Here is a 21,342-nt window from a genome sequence, read left to right as displayed (position 1 = left end):
TCCTCGGCAAGGGCTTTGCAAGTGCAACCAAAGCGCGCACAATCGCGCCCCTCTTTTACAGCTGGGGTGCGCCGATGCGTCTGTTTGGCCACTCCCAGCGATGTTGCAGTCTTGCGAGCGGAGTTGCACCCGGATGAATGAGCAGGCCCCGAGCGTTGATCAACGCTTCGAATCGACCCCCGCCGCCCTAGGTAGCTGGGCCCGGCAGGACACCACCTGGATGCTGGGCCTGTTCGGTACCGCCATCGGTGCCGGCACGCTGTTCCTGCCAATCAACGCCGGCCTCGGCGGCTTCTGGCCGCTGCTGATCCTCGCGCTGCTGGCCTTCCCGATGACCTACTACGCACACCGTGGCCTGACCCGCTTCGTGCTCTCGGGGCGTGACGGTGCCGACATCACCGAAGTGGTGGAGGAGCATTTCGGCCTCAGCGCCGGCGCCTGCATCACCTTGCTGTACTTCCTGGCCATCTTCCCCATCCTGCTGATCTACAGCGTGGCCCTGACCAACACGGTCAGCAGCTTCATGGAGCATCAACTGCACATGGCGCCGCCGCCGCGGGTGCTGCTGTCGTTCGTGCTGATCCTGGGCCTGCTGGTCATCGTGCGCTGCGGCGAGCAGGCCACCGTCAAGGTCATGAGCCTGCTGGTGTACCCCTTCATCGTGGCCCTGGCATTGCTGGCGGTGTTCCTGATACCGCACTGGAACGGCGGCATCCTCACGACCGCCACCGAGCTGCCATCGGGGTCGGCATTCGTGCACACCCTGTGGCTGGCGATTCCGGTGATGGTGTTCTCGTTCAACCACTCGCCGATCATTTCGGCCTTTGCCGTGGACCAGAAACGCCGCTACGGCGAGCACGCCGACGAGCGCAGCGGGCAGATCCTGCGGCGCGCGCACCTGTTGATGGTGGCGATGGTGATGTTCTTCGTGTTCAGCTGCGTGCTCACCCTGAACCCGGCGCAACTGGCCGAGGCCAAGGCGCAGAACCTGTCGATCCTGTCGTACCTGGCCAACCACTTCAGCAACCCGACCATCGAGTTCGCTGCACCGCTGATTGCCTTCATCGCCATCGCCAAGTCGTTCCTGGGCCATTACATCGGTGCCAGCGAAGGCCTCAAGGGCCTGGTGCTCAAGACGGGCAAGCGGCCGGGCGCCAAGGCCCTGGACCGGTTCACCGCAGCCTTCATGCTGGTGATCTGCTGGGTGGTGGCCACGCTCAACCCCAGCATCCTGAGCATGATCGAGTCGTTCGGCGGCCCGGTGATCGCGGCGATCCTGTTCCTGATGCCGATGTACGCCATCCGCCGCGTGCCGGCGATGCGCAAGTACAGTGGCGCGCTGTCCAACGTGTTCGTGGTCGTGGTGGGCCTGGTGGCCATCAGCGCCATCGTCTACTCGCTGGTCGGCTGAGGCCGGGGGCGGGCAGGGGTGCACACCCTTGCTCGCTCTTTGTCCACAAAAACTCTCTGGATATTCAACAATTTATCGCTGCCCCATAGGTGTCGGGGCACTTTCATGCTTAACTCTGGTCCTTTACTCACCCCCGCATAAGGACTTCTTTCATGGCTCAAGTGACTCTCAAAGGCAACCCGGTTCAGGTCAACGGCGAACTGCCGAAAGTCGGTGCCCAGGCACCTGCGTTTTCCCTGGTGGCGGGCGACCTGTCCGACGTGACCCTGGCTTCCTTCGCCGGCAAGCGTAAAGTGCTGAACATCTTCCCGAGCGTCGACACCCCGACCTGCGCCACCTCGGTGCGCCAGTTCAACGCCAAGGCCAACGAACTGGCCAACACCGTGGTACTGTGCATCTCGGCCGACCTGCCGTTCGCCCAGGCACGCTTCTGCGGCGCCGAAGGCCTGGAAAACGTCAAGAACCTGTCCACCCTGCGTGGTGCCGAATTCATCCAGAACTACGGCGTGGCCATTGCCGACGGCCCGCTCAAGGGCCTGACTGCCCGTGCAGTCGTGGTACTGGACGAAAACGACAAGGTGCTGCACGCCGAACTGGTCAAGGAAATCGCCGAAGAGCCGAACTACGACGCGGCGCTGGCGGTACTGAAGTAACGCATTCAGGCACCGCGAGTTTTCATGCACCGCATGGATGCCTTCGCTGGCAAGCCAGCTCCCACAGGGGGGCGGTGTTGAAATAGAAAGGTTATTTGAAAAAAGTTGTAACGGCCTGGCCTTAGCCCAGGCCGTTTTTATTTATAGTTCAGCACTTTGCCAACGTCAGCTCTAGGTAAATAGCCGGTAAAGGCGCTTTGCTAAAACCGCTCTACTGCTTATCGTTCAGCCTCCTCAAGAGAAGTCTTTCCGCACAATGGCCGATCAACCGATGCAAACCGCCCGTCCTCGTCACTCCCGTCGCTGGCTGCTGAGCCTGCTGGTCCTGCTGCTGATTGCCGGCCTGTGCTGGGTATTCTGGCCCTCATCGCCGGCGACCAAGGCCCCGGGCGCAGGCAAGCCGGGGGGCGGGCGGCCAGGTTTCGGCGCGTTCGGCGGGCCGGTACCGGTGCGTGTGGCGCCGGCCACCGTGGGCGACTTCCCGCTGTACTACAAGGCCCTGGGCACCGTGACCGCGACCAACACGGTCAACGTGCGCAGCCGCGTGGGCGGCGAGCTGGTCAAGATCAACTTCAAGGAAGGCCAGCGGGTCAAGGCCGGCGACCTGCTGGCAGAGATCGACCCGCGCAGCTACCAGATCGCCCTGCAGCAGGCCGAAGGCACCCTGGCACAGAACCAGGCGCAGCTGAAAAACGCCCAGATCGACCTTGAGCGCTACAAGGGCCTGTTCGCCGAAGACAGCATCGCCAAGCAGACCCTCGATACCCAGGCCGCGCTGGTAGCCCAGTACCAGGGCACCATCAAGACCAACCAGGCGGCGGTGGGCGATGCCAGGCTCAACCTCGACTTCACCAGGATTCGTGCCCCCATCAGCGGGCGCCTGGGCCTGCGCCAGCTGGACGTCGGCAACCTGGTGGCGGCCAACGACACCACGGCACTGGTGGTGATCACCCAGACCCAGCCGATCACCGTGGTCTTCACCCTGCCGGAAACCGAGCTGAGCACCGTGCTGTCGCGCTACCGCAGCGGGGCCCAGCTGCCGGTGCAGGCGTGGGACCGCGGCGACACCCAGCAGCTCTCGGTGGGCGTGCTGAGCAGCCTGGACAACCAGATCGACACCACCACCGGCACCCTGAAGTTCAAGGCCGGGTTCGAAAACCAGGATGAAATGCTGTTCCCCAACCAGTTCGTCAACGTGCGCCTGCTGGCCGACACCTTGAAGGACGTGGTGCTGGCGCCATCGGCCGCGATGCAGTTCGGCACCAACGGCACCTTCGCCTACGTGATGGACGGCGACAACAAGGTGACCATCCGCAGCCTCAAGCTCGGCGCCAGCGACGGCGACCTCACGGTGGTCAAGGAAGGCCTGGCCAAGGGCGAGCGCGTGGTGCTCGAAGGTACCGACCGCCTGCGTGACGGCAGCGAGGTGGAGGTGGTCAACGACAGCAGCGACGTGCCCGCCACCCCAGGCCAGCACCTGCAGGGCCAGGACAAGAAAGACCTCTCGGCCACGCCGGGCGAGCAGGGCAAGGCTGGCGCATGAACCTTTCGCGGCTGTTCATCCTGCGCCCGGTCGCCACCACGCTGAGCATGCTTGCCATCGTGCTGGCCGGCCTGATCGCCTACACGTTGCTGCCCGTGGCGGCCTTGCCCCAGGTCGATTACCCGACCATCCGGGTCATCACTCTGTACCCCGGTGCCAGCCCGCAGGTGATGACCAGCGCGGTCACCGCGCCGCTGGAGCGCCAGTTCGGGCAGATGCCCGGGCTTACCCAGATGGCCTCGACCAGTTCGGGCGGTGCCTCGGTACTGACCCTGCGCTTCAGCCTCGAAATGAACATGGACGTCGCCGAGCAGCAGGTGCAGGCGGCGATCAACGCGGCCAGCAACCTGTTGCCCAGCGACCTGCCGGCGCCGCCGGTGTACAACAAGGTCAACCCGGCCGATACCCCGGTACTGACCCTGGCCATCACCAGCAAGACCATGCTGCTGCCCAAGCTCAACGACCTGGTCGACACACGCATGGCGCAGAAGATCGCACAGATCAGCGGTGTGGGCATGGTCAGCATCGCCGGTGGCCAGCGCCAGGCGGTACGCATCAAGGTCAACCCTGACGCGCTGGCCTCGGCCGGGCTGAACCTGGCCGACGTGCGCACCCTGATCGGCGCCTCCAACGTCAACCAGCCCAAGGGCAACTTCGACGGCCCCACGCGGGTCTCGATGCTCGACGCCAACGACCAGCTGCGCTCCCCCGAGGAATACGCCAACCTGATCCTGGCCTACAAGAACGGTGCGCCGCTGCGCCTGAAGGACGTTGCCGAGATCGTCGACGGCGCCGAGAACGAGCGCCTGGCGGCCTGGGCCAACCAGAGCCAGGCAGTGCTGCTGAACATCCAGCGCCAGCCTGGGGCCAACGTCATCGAGGTGGTCGACCGGATCAAGGCGCTGCTGCCGTCGATCACCGACAACCTGCCGGCGGGGCTGGACGTGGTGGTGCTCACCGACCGCACCCAGACCATCCGTGCTTCGGTCAAGGATGTGCAGCACGAGCTGCTGATCGCCATCGTGCTGGTGGTGCTGGTGACCTTCCTGTTCCTGCGCCGGGCCAGCGCCACCCTCATCCCGTCGATCGCCGTGCCACTGTCGCTGATCGGCACCTTCGGCGTGATGTACCTGGCCGGGTTCTCGATCAACAACCTCACGCTGATGGCCCTGACCATTGCCACCGGCTTCGTGGTGGACGATGCCATCGTGATGCTGGAGAACATCTCGCGGCATATCGAGGAGGGCGAGACGCCGATGCAGGCCGCGCTCAAGGGCGCCCGGCAGATCGGCTTCACCCTGATCTCGCTGACCTTCTCGCTGATCGCGGTACTGATCCCGCTGCTGTTCATGGCCGACGTGGTGGGGCGGTTGTTCCGCGAGTTCGCCATCACCCTGGCGGTGGCGATCCTGATCTCGCTGGTGGTGTCGCTGACCCTCACGCCGATGATGTGCGCGCGCCTGCTCAAGCGCGAGCCCAGGGAAGAGGAACAAGGGCGCTTCTATCGCGCCAGCGGTGCCTGGATCGACTGGATGATCGCCCACTATGGTCGCGGCCTGCAGTGGGTGCTGCGCCACCAGCCGTTGACCCTGCTGGTGGCGGTGGCGACCCTGGGCCTGACCGTGCTGCTGTACCTGGCGGTGCCCAAGGGCTTTTTCCCGGTGCAGGACACCGGGGTGATCCAGGGTATTTCCGAAGCCCCGCAGTCGATCTCGTTCGCCGCCATGAGCCAGCGCCAGCAGGAACTGAGCGCGGTGATCCTGCAGGACCCGGCCGTGCAGAGCCTGTCGTCGTACATCGGCGTCGACGGCGACAACGCCACGCTCAACAGCGGCCGGTTGCTGATCAACCTCAAGCCCCACGGCGAGCGCGACATCACTGCCTCGCAGGTCATCACCCGCCTGCAACCGCAACTGGACAAGCTGGTGGGCATTCGCCTGTTCATGCAGCCGGTGCAGGACCTGAGCATCGAAGACCGCGTCAGCCGCACCCAGTACCAGTTCAGCCTGTCGTCGCCGGATGCCGACCTGCTCGCGCAGTGGAGCGGCAAGCTGGTGGATGCGTTGCATGATCGCCCCGAGCTGACCGATGTGGCCAGCGACCTGCAGGACAAGGGCCTGCAGGTGTTCCTGGTGATCGACCGCGACGCCGCCAGCCGTCTGGGCATCAACGTGTCGGAAATCACCAACGCGCTGTACGACGCCTTCGGCCAGCGCCAGATCTCCACCATCTATACCCAGGCCAGCCAGTACCGCGTGGTGCTGCAGGCCGCTGCGGCGGCCGACCTTGGGCCCAGGGTGCTCGACCAGATCTACGTCAAGACCACCGATGGCGCGCAGGTGCGCCTGTCGAGCCTGGCCCATGTGGAGCAGCGCCAGGCGCAACTGGCCATTGCCCACATCGGCCAGTTCCCGGCGGTGATGATGTCGTTCAACCTGGCCGAAGGCGTGTCGCTGGGCGAGGGCGTCAAGGTCATCGAACAGGTGCAGCAGCAGATCGGCATGCCGCTGGGCGTCCAGACCCGCTTCCAGGGCGCGGCCGAAGCCTTCCAGGCGTCGCTGTCGAGCACCCTGCTGCTGATTCTGGCGGCGGTGGTTACCATGTACATCGTGCTCGGCGTGCTCTACGAGAGCTACATCCACCCGGTGACCATCCTCTCGACCCTGCCCTCGGCCGCAGTGGGCGCGCTGCTGGCCTTGATGATCAGTGGCAACGACCTGGGCATGATCGCGATCATCGGCATCATCCTGCTGATCGGTATCGTCAAGAAGAACGCGATCATGATGATCGACTTCGCCCTGGAGGCCGAACGCAACCAGGGCATGGACCCGCAGACGGCGATCTACCAGGCGGCGCTGCTGCGCTTCCGGCCGATCCTGATGACCACCCTGGCGGCGCTGTTCGGGGCCATCCCGCTGATGCTCGCCACCGGCTCGGGCGCCGAGCTGCGCCAGCCGCTGGGCCTGGTGATGGTGGGCGGGCTGCTGGTGAGCCAGGTGCTGACGCTGTTCACCACGCCGGTGATCTACCTGTACTTCGACCGCCTGGCGCGTCGCTGGCGCCGTCAGCCTGACCCGCAACAGGCCGACGCATGAACCTCTCCGGCCCGTTTATCCGTCGCCCGGTGGCGACCATGCTGCTGAGCCTGGCCATCATGCTGCTGGGCGGGGTCAGCTTCGGCCTGCTGCCGGTGGCGCCGCTGCCGCAGATGGACTTCCCGGTGATCGTGGTGTCGGCCAGCCTGCCCGGGGCCAGCCCCGAGGTGATGGCCTCCACCGTGGCAACCCCGCTGGAACGCTCGCTGGGCAGCATCGCCGGGGTCAACACCCTGACCAGCCGCTCCAGCCAGGGCTCCACGCGGGTGATCCTGGGCTTCGACATGGGGCGCGACATCGATGGCGCCGCACGCGAGGTGCAGGCGGCCATCAATGCCACGCGCAACCTGCTGCCCAGCGGCATGAAGAGCATGCCCACCTACAACAAGTTCAACCCGGCCCAGGCACCGATCATGGTGCTGTCGCTGACCTCCGATGTGCTGCAGAAGGGCCAGCTCTACGACCTGGCCTCCACCATCCTGTCCCAGAGCCTGTCCCAGGTGCCGGGTGTGGGCGAGGTGCAGATCGGCGGCAGTTCGCTGCCGGCGGTGCGTATCGAGCTTGAGCCGCAACTGCTCAACCAGTACGGCGTGAGCCTGGACGATGTGCGCCAGACCATCGCCAACGCCAACGTGCGCCGGCCCAAGGGCTTCATCGAGGACACCCAGCGCAGCTGGCAGGTACAGGCCAACGATCAACTGGAGAAAGCCAAGGACTACGGCCCGCTGGTGATTCGCTACCAGGACGGCTCGGTGCTGCGCCTGAGCCACGTGGCCAAAGTCACCGATGGCGTGGAGAACCGCTACAACAGCGGCTTCTTCAACGACAAGGACGCGGTGCTGCTGGTGATCAACCGCCAGACCGGCGCCAACATCATCAAGACCATCGAGAGCATCAAGGAGCAGTTGCCGGCGTTGCAGGACCTGATGCCGGCTAGCGTGCAACTGAACGTGGCCATGGACCGCTCGCCGGTGATCAAGGCCACCCTCAAGGAGGCCGAACACACGCTGCTGATCGCCGTGGCGCTGGTGATCCTGGTGGTGTTCCTGTTCCTGGGCAACCTGCGCGCCTCGCTGATCCCGACCCTGGCGGTGCCGGTGTCGCTGGTGGGCACCTTCGCGGTGATGTACCTGTGCGGGTTCTCGCTCAACAACCTGTCGCTGATGGCGCTGATTCTAGCCACCGGGCTGGTGGTGGACGACGCCATCGTGGTGCTGGAGAACATCTCGCGGCATATCGACGAAGGCGTCGCGCCGCTGGCCGCGGCCTTCCTCGGCGCCAAGGAGGTGGGCTTCACGCTGCTGGCGATGAACGCCTCGCTGGTGGCGGTGTTCGTCTCGATCCTGTTCATGGGCGGCATCGTCGAGTCGTTGTTCCGCGAGTTCTCCATCACCCTGGCGGCGGCCATCCTGGTGTCGCTGGTGGTGTCGCTGACGCTCACGCCGATGCTCTGCGCGCGCTGGCTCAAACCTCACGCCCCCGGCGAGCAGACCCGCCTGCAGCGCTGGAGCGAGCGTCTCAACCAGCGCATGATGGCCGGCTACGACCGCAGCCTGGGCTGGGCGCTGCGCCATCGCCGCCTGACGCTGCTGAGCCTGCTGGTGACCATCGTGGTCAACGTGGCGCTGTACGTGGTGGTGCCCAAGACCCTGATGCCGCAGCAGGACACCGGCCAGCTGATGGGCTTTGTGCGGGGTGACGACGGGCTGTCGTTCGCGGTGATGCAGCCGAAGATGGAAATCTACCGGCGCGCCTTGCTCAAGGACCCGGCCGTGCAGAGCGTGGCCGGTTTCATCGGCGGCAACAGCGGCATCAACAACGCCATGGTGCTGGTGCGCCTCAAGCCGATCAAGGAGCGCAAGGAGTCGGCGCAGAAGATCATCGAGCGCCTGCGCAAGGAGATGCCCAAGGTACCCGGCGGGCGGCTGTTCCTGATGGCCGACCAGGACCTGCAGTTTGGCGGTGGCCGCGAGCAGAGCAGCTCGCAGTTTCTCTACACCCTGCAAAGTGGCGAGCTGACGGCGTTGCGCGAGTGGTACCCGAAGGTGGTGGCGGCGTTCAAGGCGCTGCCGGAGCTGACGGCCATCGACGCCCGCGAAGGCAGCGGCACCCAGCAGGTGACCCTGGTGGTCGATCGCGAGCAGGCCAAGCGCCTGGGCATCGACATGAACATGGTCACCGCCGTGCTCAACAACGCCTACAGCCAGCGCCAGATCTCGACCATCTACGACAGCCTCAACCAGTACCAGGTGGTGATGGAGGTCAACCCCAAGTATGCGCAGGACCCGCGCACCCTGGAGCAGGTACAGGTGATCACCGCCGACGGCGCGCGCGTGCCGCTGTCGACCTTTGCCCATTACGAGAACAGCCTGGCCGAGGACCGTGTCAGCCATGAGGGGCAGTTCGCCTCCGAGGACATCTCGTTCGACCTCGCAGAAGGCGTCAGCCAGGACGTGGCGCTGGCCGCGGTGGAGCGCGCGGTGGCCAAGGTCGGCCTGCCCGAGGACGTGATCGCCAAGCTTGGCGGTACCGGCGATGCCTTCACCAAGAGCCAGGAGGGCCAGCCCTGGATGATCCTCGGCGCCTTGCTGGCGGTGTACCTGGTGCTGGGGATTCTGTATGAAAGCTACATTCACCCGCTGACCATCCTCTCGACCCTGCCATCGGCCGGGGTAGGGGCGCTGCTGACGCTGTACGTGGTCGGCAGCGAGTTCAGCCTGATCTCGCTGCTGGGGCTGTTCCTGCTGATCGGGGTGGTGAAGAAGAACGCGATTCTGATGATCGACCTGGCCCTGCAGCTGGAGCGCCATGAAGGGCTCAGCCCGCAGGAGTCGATTCGTCGGGCCTGCCTGCTGCGTCTGCGGCCGATCCTGATGACCACCCTGGCGGCGATCCTGGGCGCCTTGCCGTTGCTGCTGAGCACCGCCGAGGGCGCCGAGATGCGCCAGCCGCTGGGCCTGACCATCATTGGCGGGCTGGTGTTCAGCCAGATCCTCACGCTTTACACCACTCCGGTGGTCTACCTCTATCTGGACCGCCTGCGCCATCGCTTCAATCACTGGCGTGGCGTGCGTACCGACGCTGCTTTGGAAACCCCGCTATGACCCGACCTGCCGATGTTTGTCCACCTTCCCTGCAGCGCGTGCTGGCGGCCCGTGGTTCGCGCCTGCTGACCTCGGCCCTGTGCCTGGCGATGCTCAGCGCCTGTACCCTGAGCCCCGACTACCACCGGCCGCAGGCGCCGGAGCCGGTGGCGTTCAAGTACGCCGAGGGCTGGACCCAGGCCAACCCGTCCGACGCCCTGGCGCGCGGCGCCTGGTGGGAGCTGTACGGCGATGCGCAGCTCAACGGTCTGGTCGAGCAGCTCAATGCCAACAACCAGACGGTGGCCCAGTACGAGGCGCAATACCGCCAGGCCCAGACCCTGGTGCGCAGCGCCCGGGCTTCGCTGTTTCCCAGCCTCGACCTGAGCGCCGGCAAGACCCGCTCCAGCCAGGGCACCGGCAGCAGCAGTTCGAGCCTGAGCAACAACAGCAGCGGTATCCGCGACACGTACAGCGCCCAGTTGGGCGTGAGCTGGGAAGCCGACCTGTGGGGCAAGCTGCGTGAGGGCCTGAACGCCAACGAGGCAAGTGCCGAGGCGAGCCTGGCGGACCTGGCGGCGATACGCCTGAGCCTGCAGTCGGAGCTGGTGCAGAACTACCTGCAGCTGCGTGTGATCGACGAGCAGAAGCGCCTGCTCGAGGCCACGCTGGCGGCCTATCAGCGTTCGCTGACCATGACCCAGAACCAGTATCGCGCCGGGGTTTCGGGCAAGGACGCGGTGGCCCAGGCACAGACCCAGCTCAAGAGCACCCAGGCCGACCTGATCGACCTGATCTGGCAGCGGGCGCAGTTCGAGAATGCGATTGCCGTGCTGATGGGCAAGGCGCCGGCCGAGTTTGCCCTGGCGCCGAGCACCACCATACCGGCCTTGCCGCAGATCCCGCTGGCGCTGCCGTCGCAGCTGCTGGAGCGCCGCCCCGACATTGCCTCGGCCGAGCGCAAGGTGATGGCGGCCAACGCCAATATCGGCGTGGCGCGGGCGGCGTACTTCCCGGACCTGACCCTGAGCATGAGCGGTGGCTACAGCAGTAGCAGCTTCAGCGACTGGATCAGCTTGCCGAACCGATTCTGGTCGGTGGGGCCGCAGTTGGCCGTGACCCTGTTCGATGCCGGCAAGCGCTCGGCCGAGGTCGACCGTACCAAGGCCGTGTATGACCAGACTGTGGCGCAGTACCGTCAGAGCGTGCTGGATGGCTTCCAGGAGGTGGAAAACTACCTGGTGCAGCTGAAGGTGTATGCCGATGAGGCGCAGGTGCGCGATGAGGCGCTGGCGTCGGCGCGCGAGTCGCTGCGCCTCACCGAGAACCAGTACAAGGCGGGCCTGATCGGGTATCTGGACGTGGTGAACGTGCAGACCACCGCGTTGAGCAATGAGCGCAGCGTGCTGAACCTGCTGCAGGGCCGGCTGGTGGCCAGCGTGCAGTTGATTGCGGCGTTGGGGGGCGGCTGGGAGGCAGCCAGCCTTGCTGCTGAAGAGCGTACCGCGACCGACAGGTAGTGTGCGTCGAGGCGTTCGCCGGCAAGGCCGGCGCCTACAGGCCGCGGTGTGATTGTAGGGGCCAGCCTTGCCGGCGAAGGCCGCGACGCGGTTCCAAAGCCTGATGGCCATTCGCCAAAAACATCCCGCCATCCCTCGGAAACTCCGTGCGTTTCGCTAAAGGTTGAGTACAATCATCGGTTTTTCACCGGGCCGGGACAGCGCCCGTCAACCGGGCCTTGGAACCTTCATGCTCAACGGTAGTTATTCCTCCTCGCTGGTCCTGATTTCGCTGTGCGTGGCGATTCTGGCGTCCTACACGGCGCTGGACCTGACCGGGCGCATCGCCACCGCCAAGGGCCGTGCCGCGTACCTGTGGATGGTCGGCGGTGCTCTGGCCCTGGGCACCGGGATCTGGTCGATGCACTTCATCGGCATGCTTGCCTTCAGCCTGCCCATCGAGCTGGGCTACGACCTGAGCCTCACCGCGCTGTCGCTGGTGATCTCGGTGCTTTCGTCGGGCTTCGCACTCTGGCTGGTGAGCCAGCCGAGCCTGCCGGGCCGCGTGCTGGCGCTGGGGGCGCTGATCATGGGCGCGGGCATCAGCAGCATGCATTACACCGGCATGGCCGCCATGCAGATGCAACCGGGCATCGACTACGACCCGCTGCTGTTCGCCGCCTCGCTGTTGATTGCAGTAGGCGCGTCGGTGGCCGCACTGTGGATCGCCTTCCGCCTGCGCCGCAATACCCCGTATGTACGCCAGATTCGCGGCGGCGCCGCCGTGGTGATGGGCATTGCCATCGTCGGCATGCACTACACCGGCATGGCAGCGGCCAATTTTGCCGACGGCAGCTTCTGTGGCGCGCTGGACGGTGGGCTCAGCGGCAGTGGCCTGGACTACCTGGTGCTGATCACCACCCTGGCGGTGCTGGCGGTGGCGCTGCTGACCTCGGTGCTGGATGCACGCCTGGAGGCGCGCACTGCGGAGCTGGCGCAATCGCTGACCCTGGCCAACCAGGAGCTGACCCAGCTGGCGCTGCACGACACCCTCACCGGGCTGCCCAACCGCAGTCTGCTGACCGACCGCATCGAGCAGGCCATCGCCAAGGTGGCCGAGCAGGGCGGCTGCTTTGCGCTGATGTTCATCGACCTGGACGGGTTCAAGCCGGTCAACGACGCGTTCGGCCATCACACCGGCGACCAGTTGCTCAAGGAGGTGGCGATGCGCCTGCGTGGCCACCTGCACAGCCAGGACACCCTGGCGCGCATCGGCGGTGACGAATTCGTGCTGCTGGTGGAGCTGGACGAGCCTGAAGACGCGGTGGGGGTGGCCGCCAAGCAGGTCAACCTGGTGTCGCGCCCGTTCCGGGTGGCCGAGCAGAGCCTGCAGATCTCCGCCAGCGTCGGCATCGTGTTGTACCCCGGCAACGGCGCCGACCAGATGGAGCTGCTGCGCAATGCCGACGCGGCCATGTACCACGCCAAGAGCGCCGGCAAGAACGCCTACAGCTTTTTCGATGTGTCGATGAACAGCAACGCGCGCCTGCAGCTGCAGTTGCTGCAGGACCTGCGCATGGCGCTGGAGCAGCGCCAGTTGCGCCTGTTCTACCAGCCCAAGTTCGATGCGGTGGGGCGCCAGCCTATCGGTGCCGAGGCCCTGCTGCGCTGGGAGCACCCGCAGCACGGCATGTTGCTGCCCGATCGCTTCATCCAGCTGGCGGAAAAAACCGGGTTGATCATCCCGATCGGCGAGTGGGTGCTGGACGAGGCCTGCCGCCAGATGCGCAGCTGGATGGACCAGGGCTATGAAAACTGGCGGGTTGCAGTGAACCTGTCGGCCATCCAGTTCTGCCATGCCGGGCTGGTTGACAGCGTGGCGTCGGCCTTGCAGCGTCATCGCCTGCCGGCCAACAGCCTGACCCTGGAGATCACCGAAACCACCGCCATGCATGACGCCGATGCGAGCCTGATGGTGTTGCAGCGCCTGTCGGACATGGGCGTGGACCTGTCCATCGACGATTTCGGTACCGGCTACTCAAGCCTGATGTACTTGAAGCGCCTGCCGGCCAACGAGTTGAAGATAGACCGTGGCTTCGTGCGCGACCTGGAACAGGATAGCGACGATGCCGCGATCGTGTCGGCCATCGTGGCGCTGGGGCAGGCACTGGGGTTGAGGATTGTTGCCGAAGGGGTGGAAACCGACCGCCAGCAGGACTTCCTGACCCGTCTGGGGTGTGATTCGCTGCAAGGGTACCTGCTCGGTCAGCCGCTGCCGGCCGAGCGTTTCATGGCTGATATCGAGAGACTGGCGGTGGGGCAGGCCTGAGCGCCAGCGTCAGGCCGAGCGCAGCGCACACGAGGGCTGGAACGCTTCAAGCTCGTCTTCCACCGCTTCGATGATGCGCTCCACATCCGACGCCGCCATCAGTGTGGCGCACGGAATGCCGGCAATCGCCAGCAGGGTTTCGCCGGTGGCGCGGTCGAACACGCGCGCCACCATGCTGCGCGGTGCATCCATGCTGGCTTCAAAGCCCAGGGGATGGAAGTGCCAGCGCATCATCTGGCAGGCGTTGGGAAACGTGAGCTTGTTCATGCCGGCCTCCTTTTACAGCTGACCCCGATTCGCTGAGCATGCCTGTACCCGGGACACGCTGCCCAAGGAAGGCCAAGACCCTAACCATAGCACCGATGCGGCCGCTGTCCGCCGCTTGTTTGCGCCCCGTTGCAGGATGTTTGACCTGCGTCACAATGGCTTTTTGCTATGTGTGGGTTGCGCAAGCGTTTGCGTGGTCCGCATTGCGGCGGGTGAGGCTGTCATGGCCGCTGAAGCGGGCAGGGTGGGGCCACGGGTATTTCAGACCAGCGGCGGGCTCAGCTGAGCAGGCCGGCGGCGATGTTGATGGTGAAACCCAGAATAGCGGTGTTGAACACGAAACCGATCACCGAGTGGGCCAGCACCACCCGGCGCAGTTCACGCCCGGCGACGCCCACATCGGAGGTTTGCACCGCGACGCTGAGGGTGAACGAGAAGTAGTGGAAGTCCCAGTAATCGGGGTTGCGCTCCTCGTCTGGAAAGCGCAGCAGCGGCTGCTTGGCGGTGCTGGTGTAGAACAGGCGCGCATAGTGCAGGCTGAAGATGGTGCCGATCAGCAGCCACGAGCCGGCCACGGTGAGGCCGGTGTACAGGTAGTGCAGGGCCTGGGTGCTGCCGGTCAGGCCCTTGCTGCTGGCCAGTTGCAGGGTAACTGCGGCAAGGCTGGCGATGGCCGCGATACTCACGGTAAACAGCACCAGCCCGGCATTTTCGTCCTCGATGCAGGCCACCTTGCGCACCTGGCCCGGTTTTGCCCGCAGGGTCAGCCAGAACACCAGCAGCAGGTACAGCCAGACCCCGAGGTTCCAGCCCGCCAGGATGTGTTGCACCAGGTTGTCTGCCGGGATGAACACGCCGCCCAGGCAGCCGACCAGTGCGGCGGCGCTGAGGCGCGGGTGGGTATGGGCCAGTTTGTGGAATGCCATGTTGCCTCACGTCGATGGATGCACCGCCAACTGTAGCCTATACCTAGGAAGCCTTTCTTCAGGCGCCACTGGAGCGACCGCATGAAACACGCATTGATCATCGGCACCTTGTGCCTGGCCGGGCTGGGCCTGGCCGGTTGTTCGAGCAGCACCGTGCAGCCCGACGAGTACTCCGGGTTCCTCAAGGACTACAGCCGTCTCAAGCAGACCACCTCGCCCTCCGGTGCCACGGTGATGCGCTGGATCGACCCGAACCTCAAGCTCGACCGCTACACCAGCGTATACATCGAGCCCAGCCAGCTGTATCCCAGGCCGCAGCCTACCGCGCGGATTCCGCAGAGCACCCTGCAAGGCATCACCCACTACTACGACCAGGCGCTCAAGCGCGAGCTGGGCAAGTCGTTGCCGCTGGCCACCGGCCCTGGCCCGGGGGTGATCGTGGTACGCCCGGCGATCACGGCCGTCAGCAGCAAGACCGAGGGCCTGAAGGCATACGAAGTGATTCCGGTGGCGCTGGTGGCGGCAGCGGTGAGCACGGCCTCGGGCATCCGCGACCAGGAAACCGATATTGCCACCGAGGCGCAGTTTCTGGATGGCGGCAACAACAAGGTGCTCGCCCAAGTGGTGCGCAAGGGCAGTGGCAAGCCGCTGGAAAACGACAGCCAGGTGATGAAGGCCGACGATGTGAAGGCAGTGCTCGATGGCTGGGCGTCCGACCTGCACCAGTCCTACCTCAAGCTCAAGGGCCATTGAGCCCTGTGCCAGGCCATTCGGGGAGCCTCGCAATGGCCTGGCAGCGTGTTGGCCGGTCTGCCGGCCCCAGCGGGCTTGACCGCTTCACCATTGAAACCCGGCTTCAATCAGCCTAGCCTGCGCGGCATACCGTTGAAAGGAGCCCGTCATGCAAGGCGTTACCCGCAAGATCACCCAGGCCATTCTGTACGAAGTCATCGCGGTGGCCTGTGTCGCACCGGCCCTGGCATTGGCCTTCGATGAGGGCATGGCCCATTCCACCGTGCTGTCGGTGATCATGTCGGGCATGGCCCTGGGCTGGAACATGCTCTACAACTACCTGTTCGAGTTCTGGGAGGCACGTCAGGCCCGACGCAGCCGCACCTTCGTGCGGCGCCTGCTGCATGCCATCGGCTTCGAGGGCGGGCTGGTGCTGATCCTGCTGCCGGTGGTGGCCTGGTGGCTGGACATCAGCCTGTGGGCGGCACTGGGCACCAACCTTGCGCTGTTCGTGTTCTTCTTCGTGTACGCCTTCGTGTTCCAGTGGGGCTTCGACCGGGTGTTCGGCGTGCCCGAATCGGCGCACGAACGCGGCGTGCAAGCCTGCACGAGCGCAAAATGAATGATTGACTTGAAAAAGGCCCTGGGCTAGTTTCGCTGCCATGACCTTATTCGCAGCGTTGCCTTCGCACAGCATTATTACCGCCATTATCAGATTGGCGGGCTAGCGAGCACCTTGCACCTAACCCGCCCTGGAGGCGGGTTTTTCCTTTCTGACTCCTGGGCACTTCAAAAAAAACCAGGAGTCACCGATGACCAGCCTTACCGTCTGCCCCAGCACCTCGACCAGCGCCACCAGCCTGCTGTCGGACTACGTGCGAAGGATTCTTGCCGCACCGGTATATGACCTGGCCATCGAGACGCCCCTGCAGCCCGCCCGGGCGCTGTCCGAGGCCCTGGGCAACAACGTGCTGCTCAAGCGCGAAGACCTGCAGCCGACCTTTTCCTTCAAGATCCGCGGGGCCTACACCCGCCTCAGTCGCCTGAGCACCGAGCAGCGCGAGCGCGGGGTGATCACCGCGTCCGCCGGCAACCATGCCCAGGGCGTGGCGCTGGCCGCCCGTGAACTGGGCATGCGCGCCACCATCGTGATGCCCACCACCACTCCGGCGCTGAAGATCGAAGGGGTGCGCTCGCGTGGCGGCAATGTGGTGCTGCACGGTGACAGCTTCCCGCGGGCGCTGGCCCATGCGCTGCAACTGGCCCAGAGCGAAGGCGCCACGTTCGTGCCACCGTTCGACGACCCGGACGTGATTGCAGGGCAGGGCACCGTGGCCATGGAGATCCTGCGTCAGCAACCGGGCGAGCTGGACGCGATCTTCGTGCCGGTGGGCGGCGGCGGCCTGATCGCCGGCATCGCCGCCTACGTCAAGTACCTGCGCCCGCAGGTAAAGGTGATCGGCGTCGAGCCGCATGACTCTAACTGCCTGCAGGCCGCGCTGGCCGCTGGCGAGAGGGTGGTGCTGCCCCAGGTCGGCACCTTCGCCGACGGCGTGGCGGTGGCGCAGATCGGCGCGCATTGCTTCGAGGTGTGCCGGCATTACGTGGACGAAGTGGTCACGGTCAGCAGCGACGAGCTGTGCGCGGCCATCAAGGACATCTACGACGACACCCGCTCGATCACCGAGCCTTCCGGTGCGCTGGCGGTGGCCGGGATCAAGAAGTACGTGGCCAGCCGCGGCGTGACGGGCCAGACCCTGGTGGCAATCGACTCCGGTGCCAACGTCAACTTCGACCGCCTGCGCCATGTGGCCGAACGCGCCGAACTGGGCGAGCAGCGCGAGGCGGTCATCGCGGTGACCATCCCCGAGCAGCCGGGCAGCTTCCGCGCCTTCTGCCAGGCCCTGGGCCAGCGCCAGATCACCGAGTTCAACTACCGCTACCAGCCCGGCAAGGAGGCCCGCCTGTTCGTCGGCGTGCAGACCCACCCGCACACCGACCCGCGCGCGCAGTTGCTGGCCAGCCTGGCCGGGCAGGGCTACGAGGTGCTGGACCTGACCGAGAACGAGCTGGCCAAGTTGCATATCCGCCACACCGTGGGCGGCCACTCGGCCCCCTCGCTCGACGAGCGGGTGCTGCGCTTCGAGTTCCCGGAGCGTCCTGGCGCCTTGCTGGGCTTTCTGGAGCGCCTGGGCAAACGCTGGAACATCAGCCTGTTCCACTACCGCAACCACGGCGCTGCCGAGGCGCGGGTGTTCGTGGCGCTGCAGGTGCCGGACGATGAGCTGGCGCAGTTGCCAGGCACCCTCGACGGCATGGGCTATCGCTACTGGGACGAGACCGACAACCCGGCCTATCGGCTGTTTCTTGGCTGACTTTGCGCTGGATCAACATGCCCTGCGGCCCACGGGCGGATCCTTGAGGCAGAGATATAAAGCCTGAGGAATACCGCCATGAGCAGCACGTTTTTCATCCCAGCCGTCAACATCATGGGCATCGACTGCCTGGACGAAGCCATGACCGCCATTGTCGGCTATGGCTTTGCCAAGGCGTTGATCGTCACCGATACCGGGCTGGCCAAGGCCGGCGTGGCACAGCGAATCGCCGAGCAGCTGGCGATGCGTGACATCGACTCGGTGGTGTTCGACGGCGCCAAGCCCAACCCGAGCATCGCCAACGTGGAGCAGGGCCTGGCGATGCTCAAGCGCGAGCACTGCGACTGCGTGATTTCGCTGGGCGGCGGTTCACCCCACGACTGCGCCAAGGGCATTGCCCTGTGTGCCACCAATGGCGGGCACATCGGCGACTACGAAGGGGTCGACCGCTCCGCCAAGCCGCAATTGCCGCTGATCGCGATCAATACCACGGCCGGTACGGCCAGCGAGATGACGCGCTTCTGCATCATCACCGACGAGGCGCGCCACGTGAAAATGGCCATCGTCGACCGCAACGTCACCCCGTTGCTGTCGGTGAACGACCCGGCGCTGATGGTCGGCATGCCCAGGTCGCTGACGGCGGCCACCGGTATGGATGCACTGACCCACGCCATCGAGGCCTATGTATCCACGGCGGCCACGCCGATCACCGACGCCTGCGCACTCAAGGCCATCGAGCTGATCAGCCGCAACCTGCGCCAGGCGGTGATCGACGGGCAGGACCTGACCGCGCGGGAGAACATGGCCTATGCGCAGTTCCTCGCCGGCATGGCGTTCAACAATGCTTCGCTGGGGTTCGTGCATGCGATGGCGCATCAGCTCGGTGGCTTCTACGACCTGCCGCACGGGGTGTGCAACGCGGTGCTGCTGCCCCATGTGCAGCGGTTCAATGCGGCGGTGAGCGCGGCGCGCCTGCGTGATGTGGCACAGGCGATGGGCGTGGCGGTGGAGGGGCTGAACGCGGCGCAGGGTGCCGATGCGGCGATCCAGGCCATCGTGCAACTGAGCGACGATATCGAGATCCCGCCGGGGCTGGAGGTGCTGGGTGCGCGGGTGGCGGATGTGCCGACCCTGGCGGCCAACGCGCTCAAGGATGCCTGCGGCCTGACCAACCCGCGGCGGGCCAGCCAGGCCGAGATCGAGGCGATCTTCAAGGCAGCCTTCTAGCGCATCTTCGCTGGCAAGCCAGCTTCCACAGGGTTCTGCGGTACGGCCAGAACCTGTGGGCTGGCTTTGCGGCGATGCCGTCAGACCACCAGCGACAACAGCATGATGAAGATGATGCCCACCACCGACAGGATGGTTTCCATCATGCTCCAGGTCTTGAAGGTTTCGGCCACGGTCATGTTGAAGTACTGCTTGACCAGCCAGAAGCCCGCATCGTTGACATGCGACAGGATCAGCGAGCCGGCCCCCGTGGCCAGCACCAGCAGCTCGCGGTTCACGCCCGGTATCATGCCGATCACCGGGGCCACGATACCCGCACCGGTAATGGTCGCCACCGTCGCCGAGCCCGTGGCGATGCGAATCACCGCCGCCACCAGCCAGGCCAGCATGATCGGCGAGATCTGCGCCTGCACTGCCATCTGACCGATCACGTTGCCCACACCGGTATCCACCAGCATCTGCTTGAAGCCGCCCCCAGCGCCCACGATCAGCACGATTGCCGCCGTAGGCGCCAGGCTCTGGTCGAGCATCTTCATGATCTGCTGGCGGCTGAAGCCCTGGGCCGAGCCGAAGGTGTAGAAGGCCAGCAGCAGGGCTGCCAGCAGCGCCGTGATCGGGTGCCCGATCAGGTCCATCCACTGGCGAAAGATGTGCTCGGCCGGCAGTACCACGTCGGCGAAGGTCTTGAGCAGCATCAGGAACACCGGCAGCAGGATGGTCACCAGCGTGATGGCGAAGCTGGGCAGTTGCGTGCGCTCGGCTTCGCGGGCGATCTGGTCCATCAGCTCCTGGGACGGCGAGCCGGGGATGTACCGCGAAATGAACGTGCCGTACAGCGGCCCGGCGATGATCGCCGTGGGCAGCGCCACGATCAGCCCGTAGAAGATGGTCTTGCCGATGTCGGCGCCGAACACGCCGATGGCCAGCAGCGGGCCCGGGTGCGGCGGCACCAGCCCGTGCACCACCGACAGCCCGGCCAGCAGCGGAATGCCGATCTTGATCAGCGATACCCCGGTGCGCCGGGCAACGATGAACACCAGGGGTATCAGCAGCACGAAGCCGATTTCGAAGAACAGCGGGATGCCCACCAGGAAGGCGGCGAACATCATGGCCCAGTGCACCTTCTGCTTGCCGAAGGCGCGAATCAGGGTTTGCGCGATTTGGTCGGCGCCGCCGGAATCGGCCATCAGCTTGCCGAGCATGGTGCCCAGTGCCAGCACGATCCCGACAAAGCCGAGTACGCCCCCGAAACCGTCCTGGAACGACTTCATCACTTTGGCTACCGGCATGCCGGAGGTCAGGCCCAGAAAGCCCGCGGCCAGGGTCAGCGCCACGAAAGGGTGCACCTTGAAGTGGGTGATCAGCAGCACCAGGCCGATGATGGTCACCAGTGCATCGAGCAAGAGGTAGGTATCAGTTGCCAGACCGAACATGGTTCAGTGCCTCGTATTGTCATTGTTGTGGGCGGAACTTTTACAGCGTGCAGCAGTCGAGACAGCGCTATCTTTGGTGAGCCGGAAAACTGCCGGAAAATCAGGCAGTTCGCGCCAGCGCCGACTCACCGCAGGGCTTTAGCCAGGTGTCTACCTGACGGGCCAGCTGGGCGATGGGTTGGGTGGCGTCCAGGGTCAGGGTCAGGGTTTCGCCGCGCGGCGACTCCAGGGCGGCGAACTGGCTGTCGATCAGGCTTGCCGGCATGAAGTGGCCGGGGCGTGCCAGCACGCGGCGTTCGGCTTCCTGAGGCGTCAGTTCGAGGAACACGAAGCCCAGGTCGGGTACGGCGTGGCGCAGGGCGTCGCGGTAGCGCTTTTTCAGCGCCGAGCAGGTGAGGATCGGCCGTTCGCCGGCCTTGAGGGTGGCCTGCAGCTCTTCGCCCAGGCGGATCAGCCAGCCAGCGCGGTCGTCATCGTCAAGGGGAATGCCGGCGCTCATCTTCTGGATGTTGGCGGCAGGGTGAAAGGCATCGCCTTCGATCAGGCGGCCGCCGCTGCAATCGGCGATGGCAGAACCGACGCAGCTCTTGCCGCAGCCAGCCACGCCCATCACCACAATAGCGGACAGGGGAGAGTTCATCGGTACCTCCTGCGGGGCGAGATAGCGCTATCTTTGGCCGAGGCTGACAACGCCTCGGCGGCTTCCCACCCGGTTGTTATTGGTTTTGTAAAAGCAGTCTGGGCGCTCATCGCCGTGCACCTGCAGTTA

General features: G+C 65.4%; 15 protein-coding genes. 11 read left to right on the top strand and 4 right to left on the bottom strand.

Annotated elements, in window-relative coordinates; genetic code table 11:
• The first annotated feature begins 133 nt into the window (after positions 1-133).
• The 7 genes from B4I46_RS10155 (at position 134) to B4I46_RS10125 (ending at position 13,613) form a co-directional block, all read left to right on the top strand.
• Entirely contained in the window at positions 134-1,411 is a 1,278-nt protein-coding gene (locus B4I46_RS10155; protein ID WP_043861432.1) for a serine/threonine transporter, read from the top strand.
• Between the two features lie 152 nt (positions 1,412-1,563).
• Complete coding sequence (gene tpx, locus B4I46_RS10150; protein ID WP_043861433.1) at positions 1,564-2,064, top strand: thiol peroxidase; 501 nt, start codon at positions 1,564-1,566, stop codon at positions 2,062-2,064.
• A gap of 256 nt (positions 2,065-2,320) precedes the next feature.
• Entirely contained in the window at positions 2,321-3,607 is a 1,287-nt protein-coding gene (locus tag B4I46_RS10145) for an MdtA/MuxA family multidrug efflux RND transporter periplasmic adaptor subunit (RefSeq protein ID WP_078480367.1), read from the top strand.
• The gene (locus tag B4I46_RS10140; protein WP_058540138.1) at positions 3,604-6,702 is read left to right on the top strand and encodes an MdtB/MuxB family multidrug efflux RND transporter permease subunit; all 3,099 of its coding nucleotides are present in this window, start codon (positions 3,604-3,606) and stop codon (positions 6,700-6,702) included. Before B4I46_RS10145 ends, B4I46_RS10140 begins: the two co-directional genes overlap by 4 nt.
• Positions 6,699-9,806 carry an efflux RND transporter permease subunit gene (locus tag B4I46_RS10135; RefSeq protein WP_043861436.1) on the top strand — a complete coding sequence of 1,036 codons (3,108 nt, stop codon included), beginning with the start codon at positions 6,699-6,701 and terminating at the stop codon, positions 9,804-9,806. The genes B4I46_RS10140 and B4I46_RS10135 overlap by 4 nt, the downstream gene beginning before the upstream one ends.
• On the top strand, positions 9,803-11,305 hold the full coding sequence (locus tag B4I46_RS10130; protein WP_116054217.1) for an efflux transporter outer membrane subunit: 1,503 nt from the start codon (positions 9,803-9,805) through the stop codon (positions 11,303-11,305). Before B4I46_RS10135 ends, B4I46_RS10130 begins: the two co-directional genes overlap by 4 nt.
• Before the next feature lie 229 nt (positions 11,306-11,534).
• Positions 11,535-13,613: a putative bifunctional diguanylate cyclase/phosphodiesterase gene (locus tag B4I46_RS10125; protein WP_058540139.1), complete on the top strand. Its 2,079-nt coding sequence runs from the start codon at positions 11,535-11,537 to the stop codon at positions 13,611-13,613.
• 9 nt (positions 13,614-13,622) lie between these two features.
• Here the strand turns inward: B4I46_RS10125 and B4I46_RS10120 are convergent, their stop codons facing one another.
• Both B4I46_RS10120 and B4I46_RS10115 read right to left on the bottom strand, forming a co-directional pair.
• Positions 13,623-13,880 carry a DUF1652 domain-containing protein gene (locus B4I46_RS10120; protein ID WP_043861439.1) on the bottom strand — a complete coding sequence of 86 codons (258 nt, stop codon included), beginning with the start codon at positions 13,878-13,880 and terminating at the stop codon, positions 13,623-13,625.
• A 278-nt stretch (positions 13,881-14,158) separates the two neighbouring features.
• Positions 14,159-14,806 (bottom strand): DUF1345 domain-containing protein, encoded by a 648-nt coding sequence (locus B4I46_RS10115; RefSeq protein WP_054914577.1) that lies wholly within the window; start codon positions 14,804-14,806, stop codon positions 14,159-14,161.
• Between the two features lie 81 nt (positions 14,807-14,887).
• Between B4I46_RS10115 and B4I46_RS10110 the strand changes: the two genes are divergently transcribed.
• From B4I46_RS10110 to yiaY, 4 genes are all read left to right on the top strand, one after another.
• The gene (locus B4I46_RS10110) at positions 14,888-15,559 is read left to right on the top strand and encodes a DUF3313 domain-containing protein (RefSeq protein WP_286899990.1); all 672 of its coding nucleotides are present in this window, start codon (positions 14,888-14,890) and stop codon (positions 15,557-15,559) included.
• Positions 15,560-15,707: 148 nt separating this feature from the next.
• The gene (locus B4I46_RS10105) at positions 15,708-16,160 is read left to right on the top strand and encodes a PACE efflux transporter (RefSeq protein WP_043861441.1); all 453 of its coding nucleotides are present in this window, start codon (positions 15,708-15,710) and stop codon (positions 16,158-16,160) included.
• A 190-nt stretch (positions 16,161-16,350) separates the two neighbouring features.
• Complete coding sequence (gene ilvA, locus B4I46_RS10100; RefSeq protein WP_043861442.1) at positions 16,351-17,913, top strand: threonine ammonia-lyase, biosynthetic; 1,563 nt, start codon at positions 16,351-16,353, stop codon at positions 17,911-17,913.
• Positions 17,914-17,991: 78 nt separating this feature from the next.
• Entirely contained in the window at positions 17,992-19,140 is a 1,149-nt protein-coding gene (gene yiaY, locus B4I46_RS10095; RefSeq protein WP_054914574.1) for an L-threonine dehydrogenase, read from the top strand.
• A gap of 80 nt (positions 19,141-19,220) precedes the next feature.
• Here the strand turns inward: yiaY and B4I46_RS10090 are convergent, their stop codons facing one another.
• Both B4I46_RS10090 and B4I46_RS10085 read right to left on the bottom strand, forming a co-directional pair.
• The gene (locus B4I46_RS10090) at positions 19,221-20,573 is read right to left on the bottom strand and encodes a GntP family permease (RefSeq protein WP_043861444.1); all 1,353 of its coding nucleotides are present in this window, start codon (positions 20,571-20,573) and stop codon (positions 19,221-19,223) included.
• Positions 20,574-20,673: 100 nt separating this feature from the next.
• On the bottom strand, positions 20,674-21,213 hold the full coding sequence (locus B4I46_RS10085) for a gluconokinase (protein ID WP_043861445.1): 540 nt from the start codon (positions 21,211-21,213) through the stop codon (positions 20,674-20,676).
• Positions 21,214-21,342 lie beyond the last annotated feature (129 nt).

It is taken from the genome of Pseudomonas sp. UBA7500, from assembly GCF_002478435.1.
GTDB classification, from domain to species: Bacteria; Pseudomonadota; Gammaproteobacteria; order Pseudomonadales; family Pseudomonadaceae; genus Aquipseudomonas; species Aquipseudomonas palmensis.
Note: the sequence above shows the minus strand (reverse complement) of the source record. Positions and strands in the feature narration are given on the sequence as shown.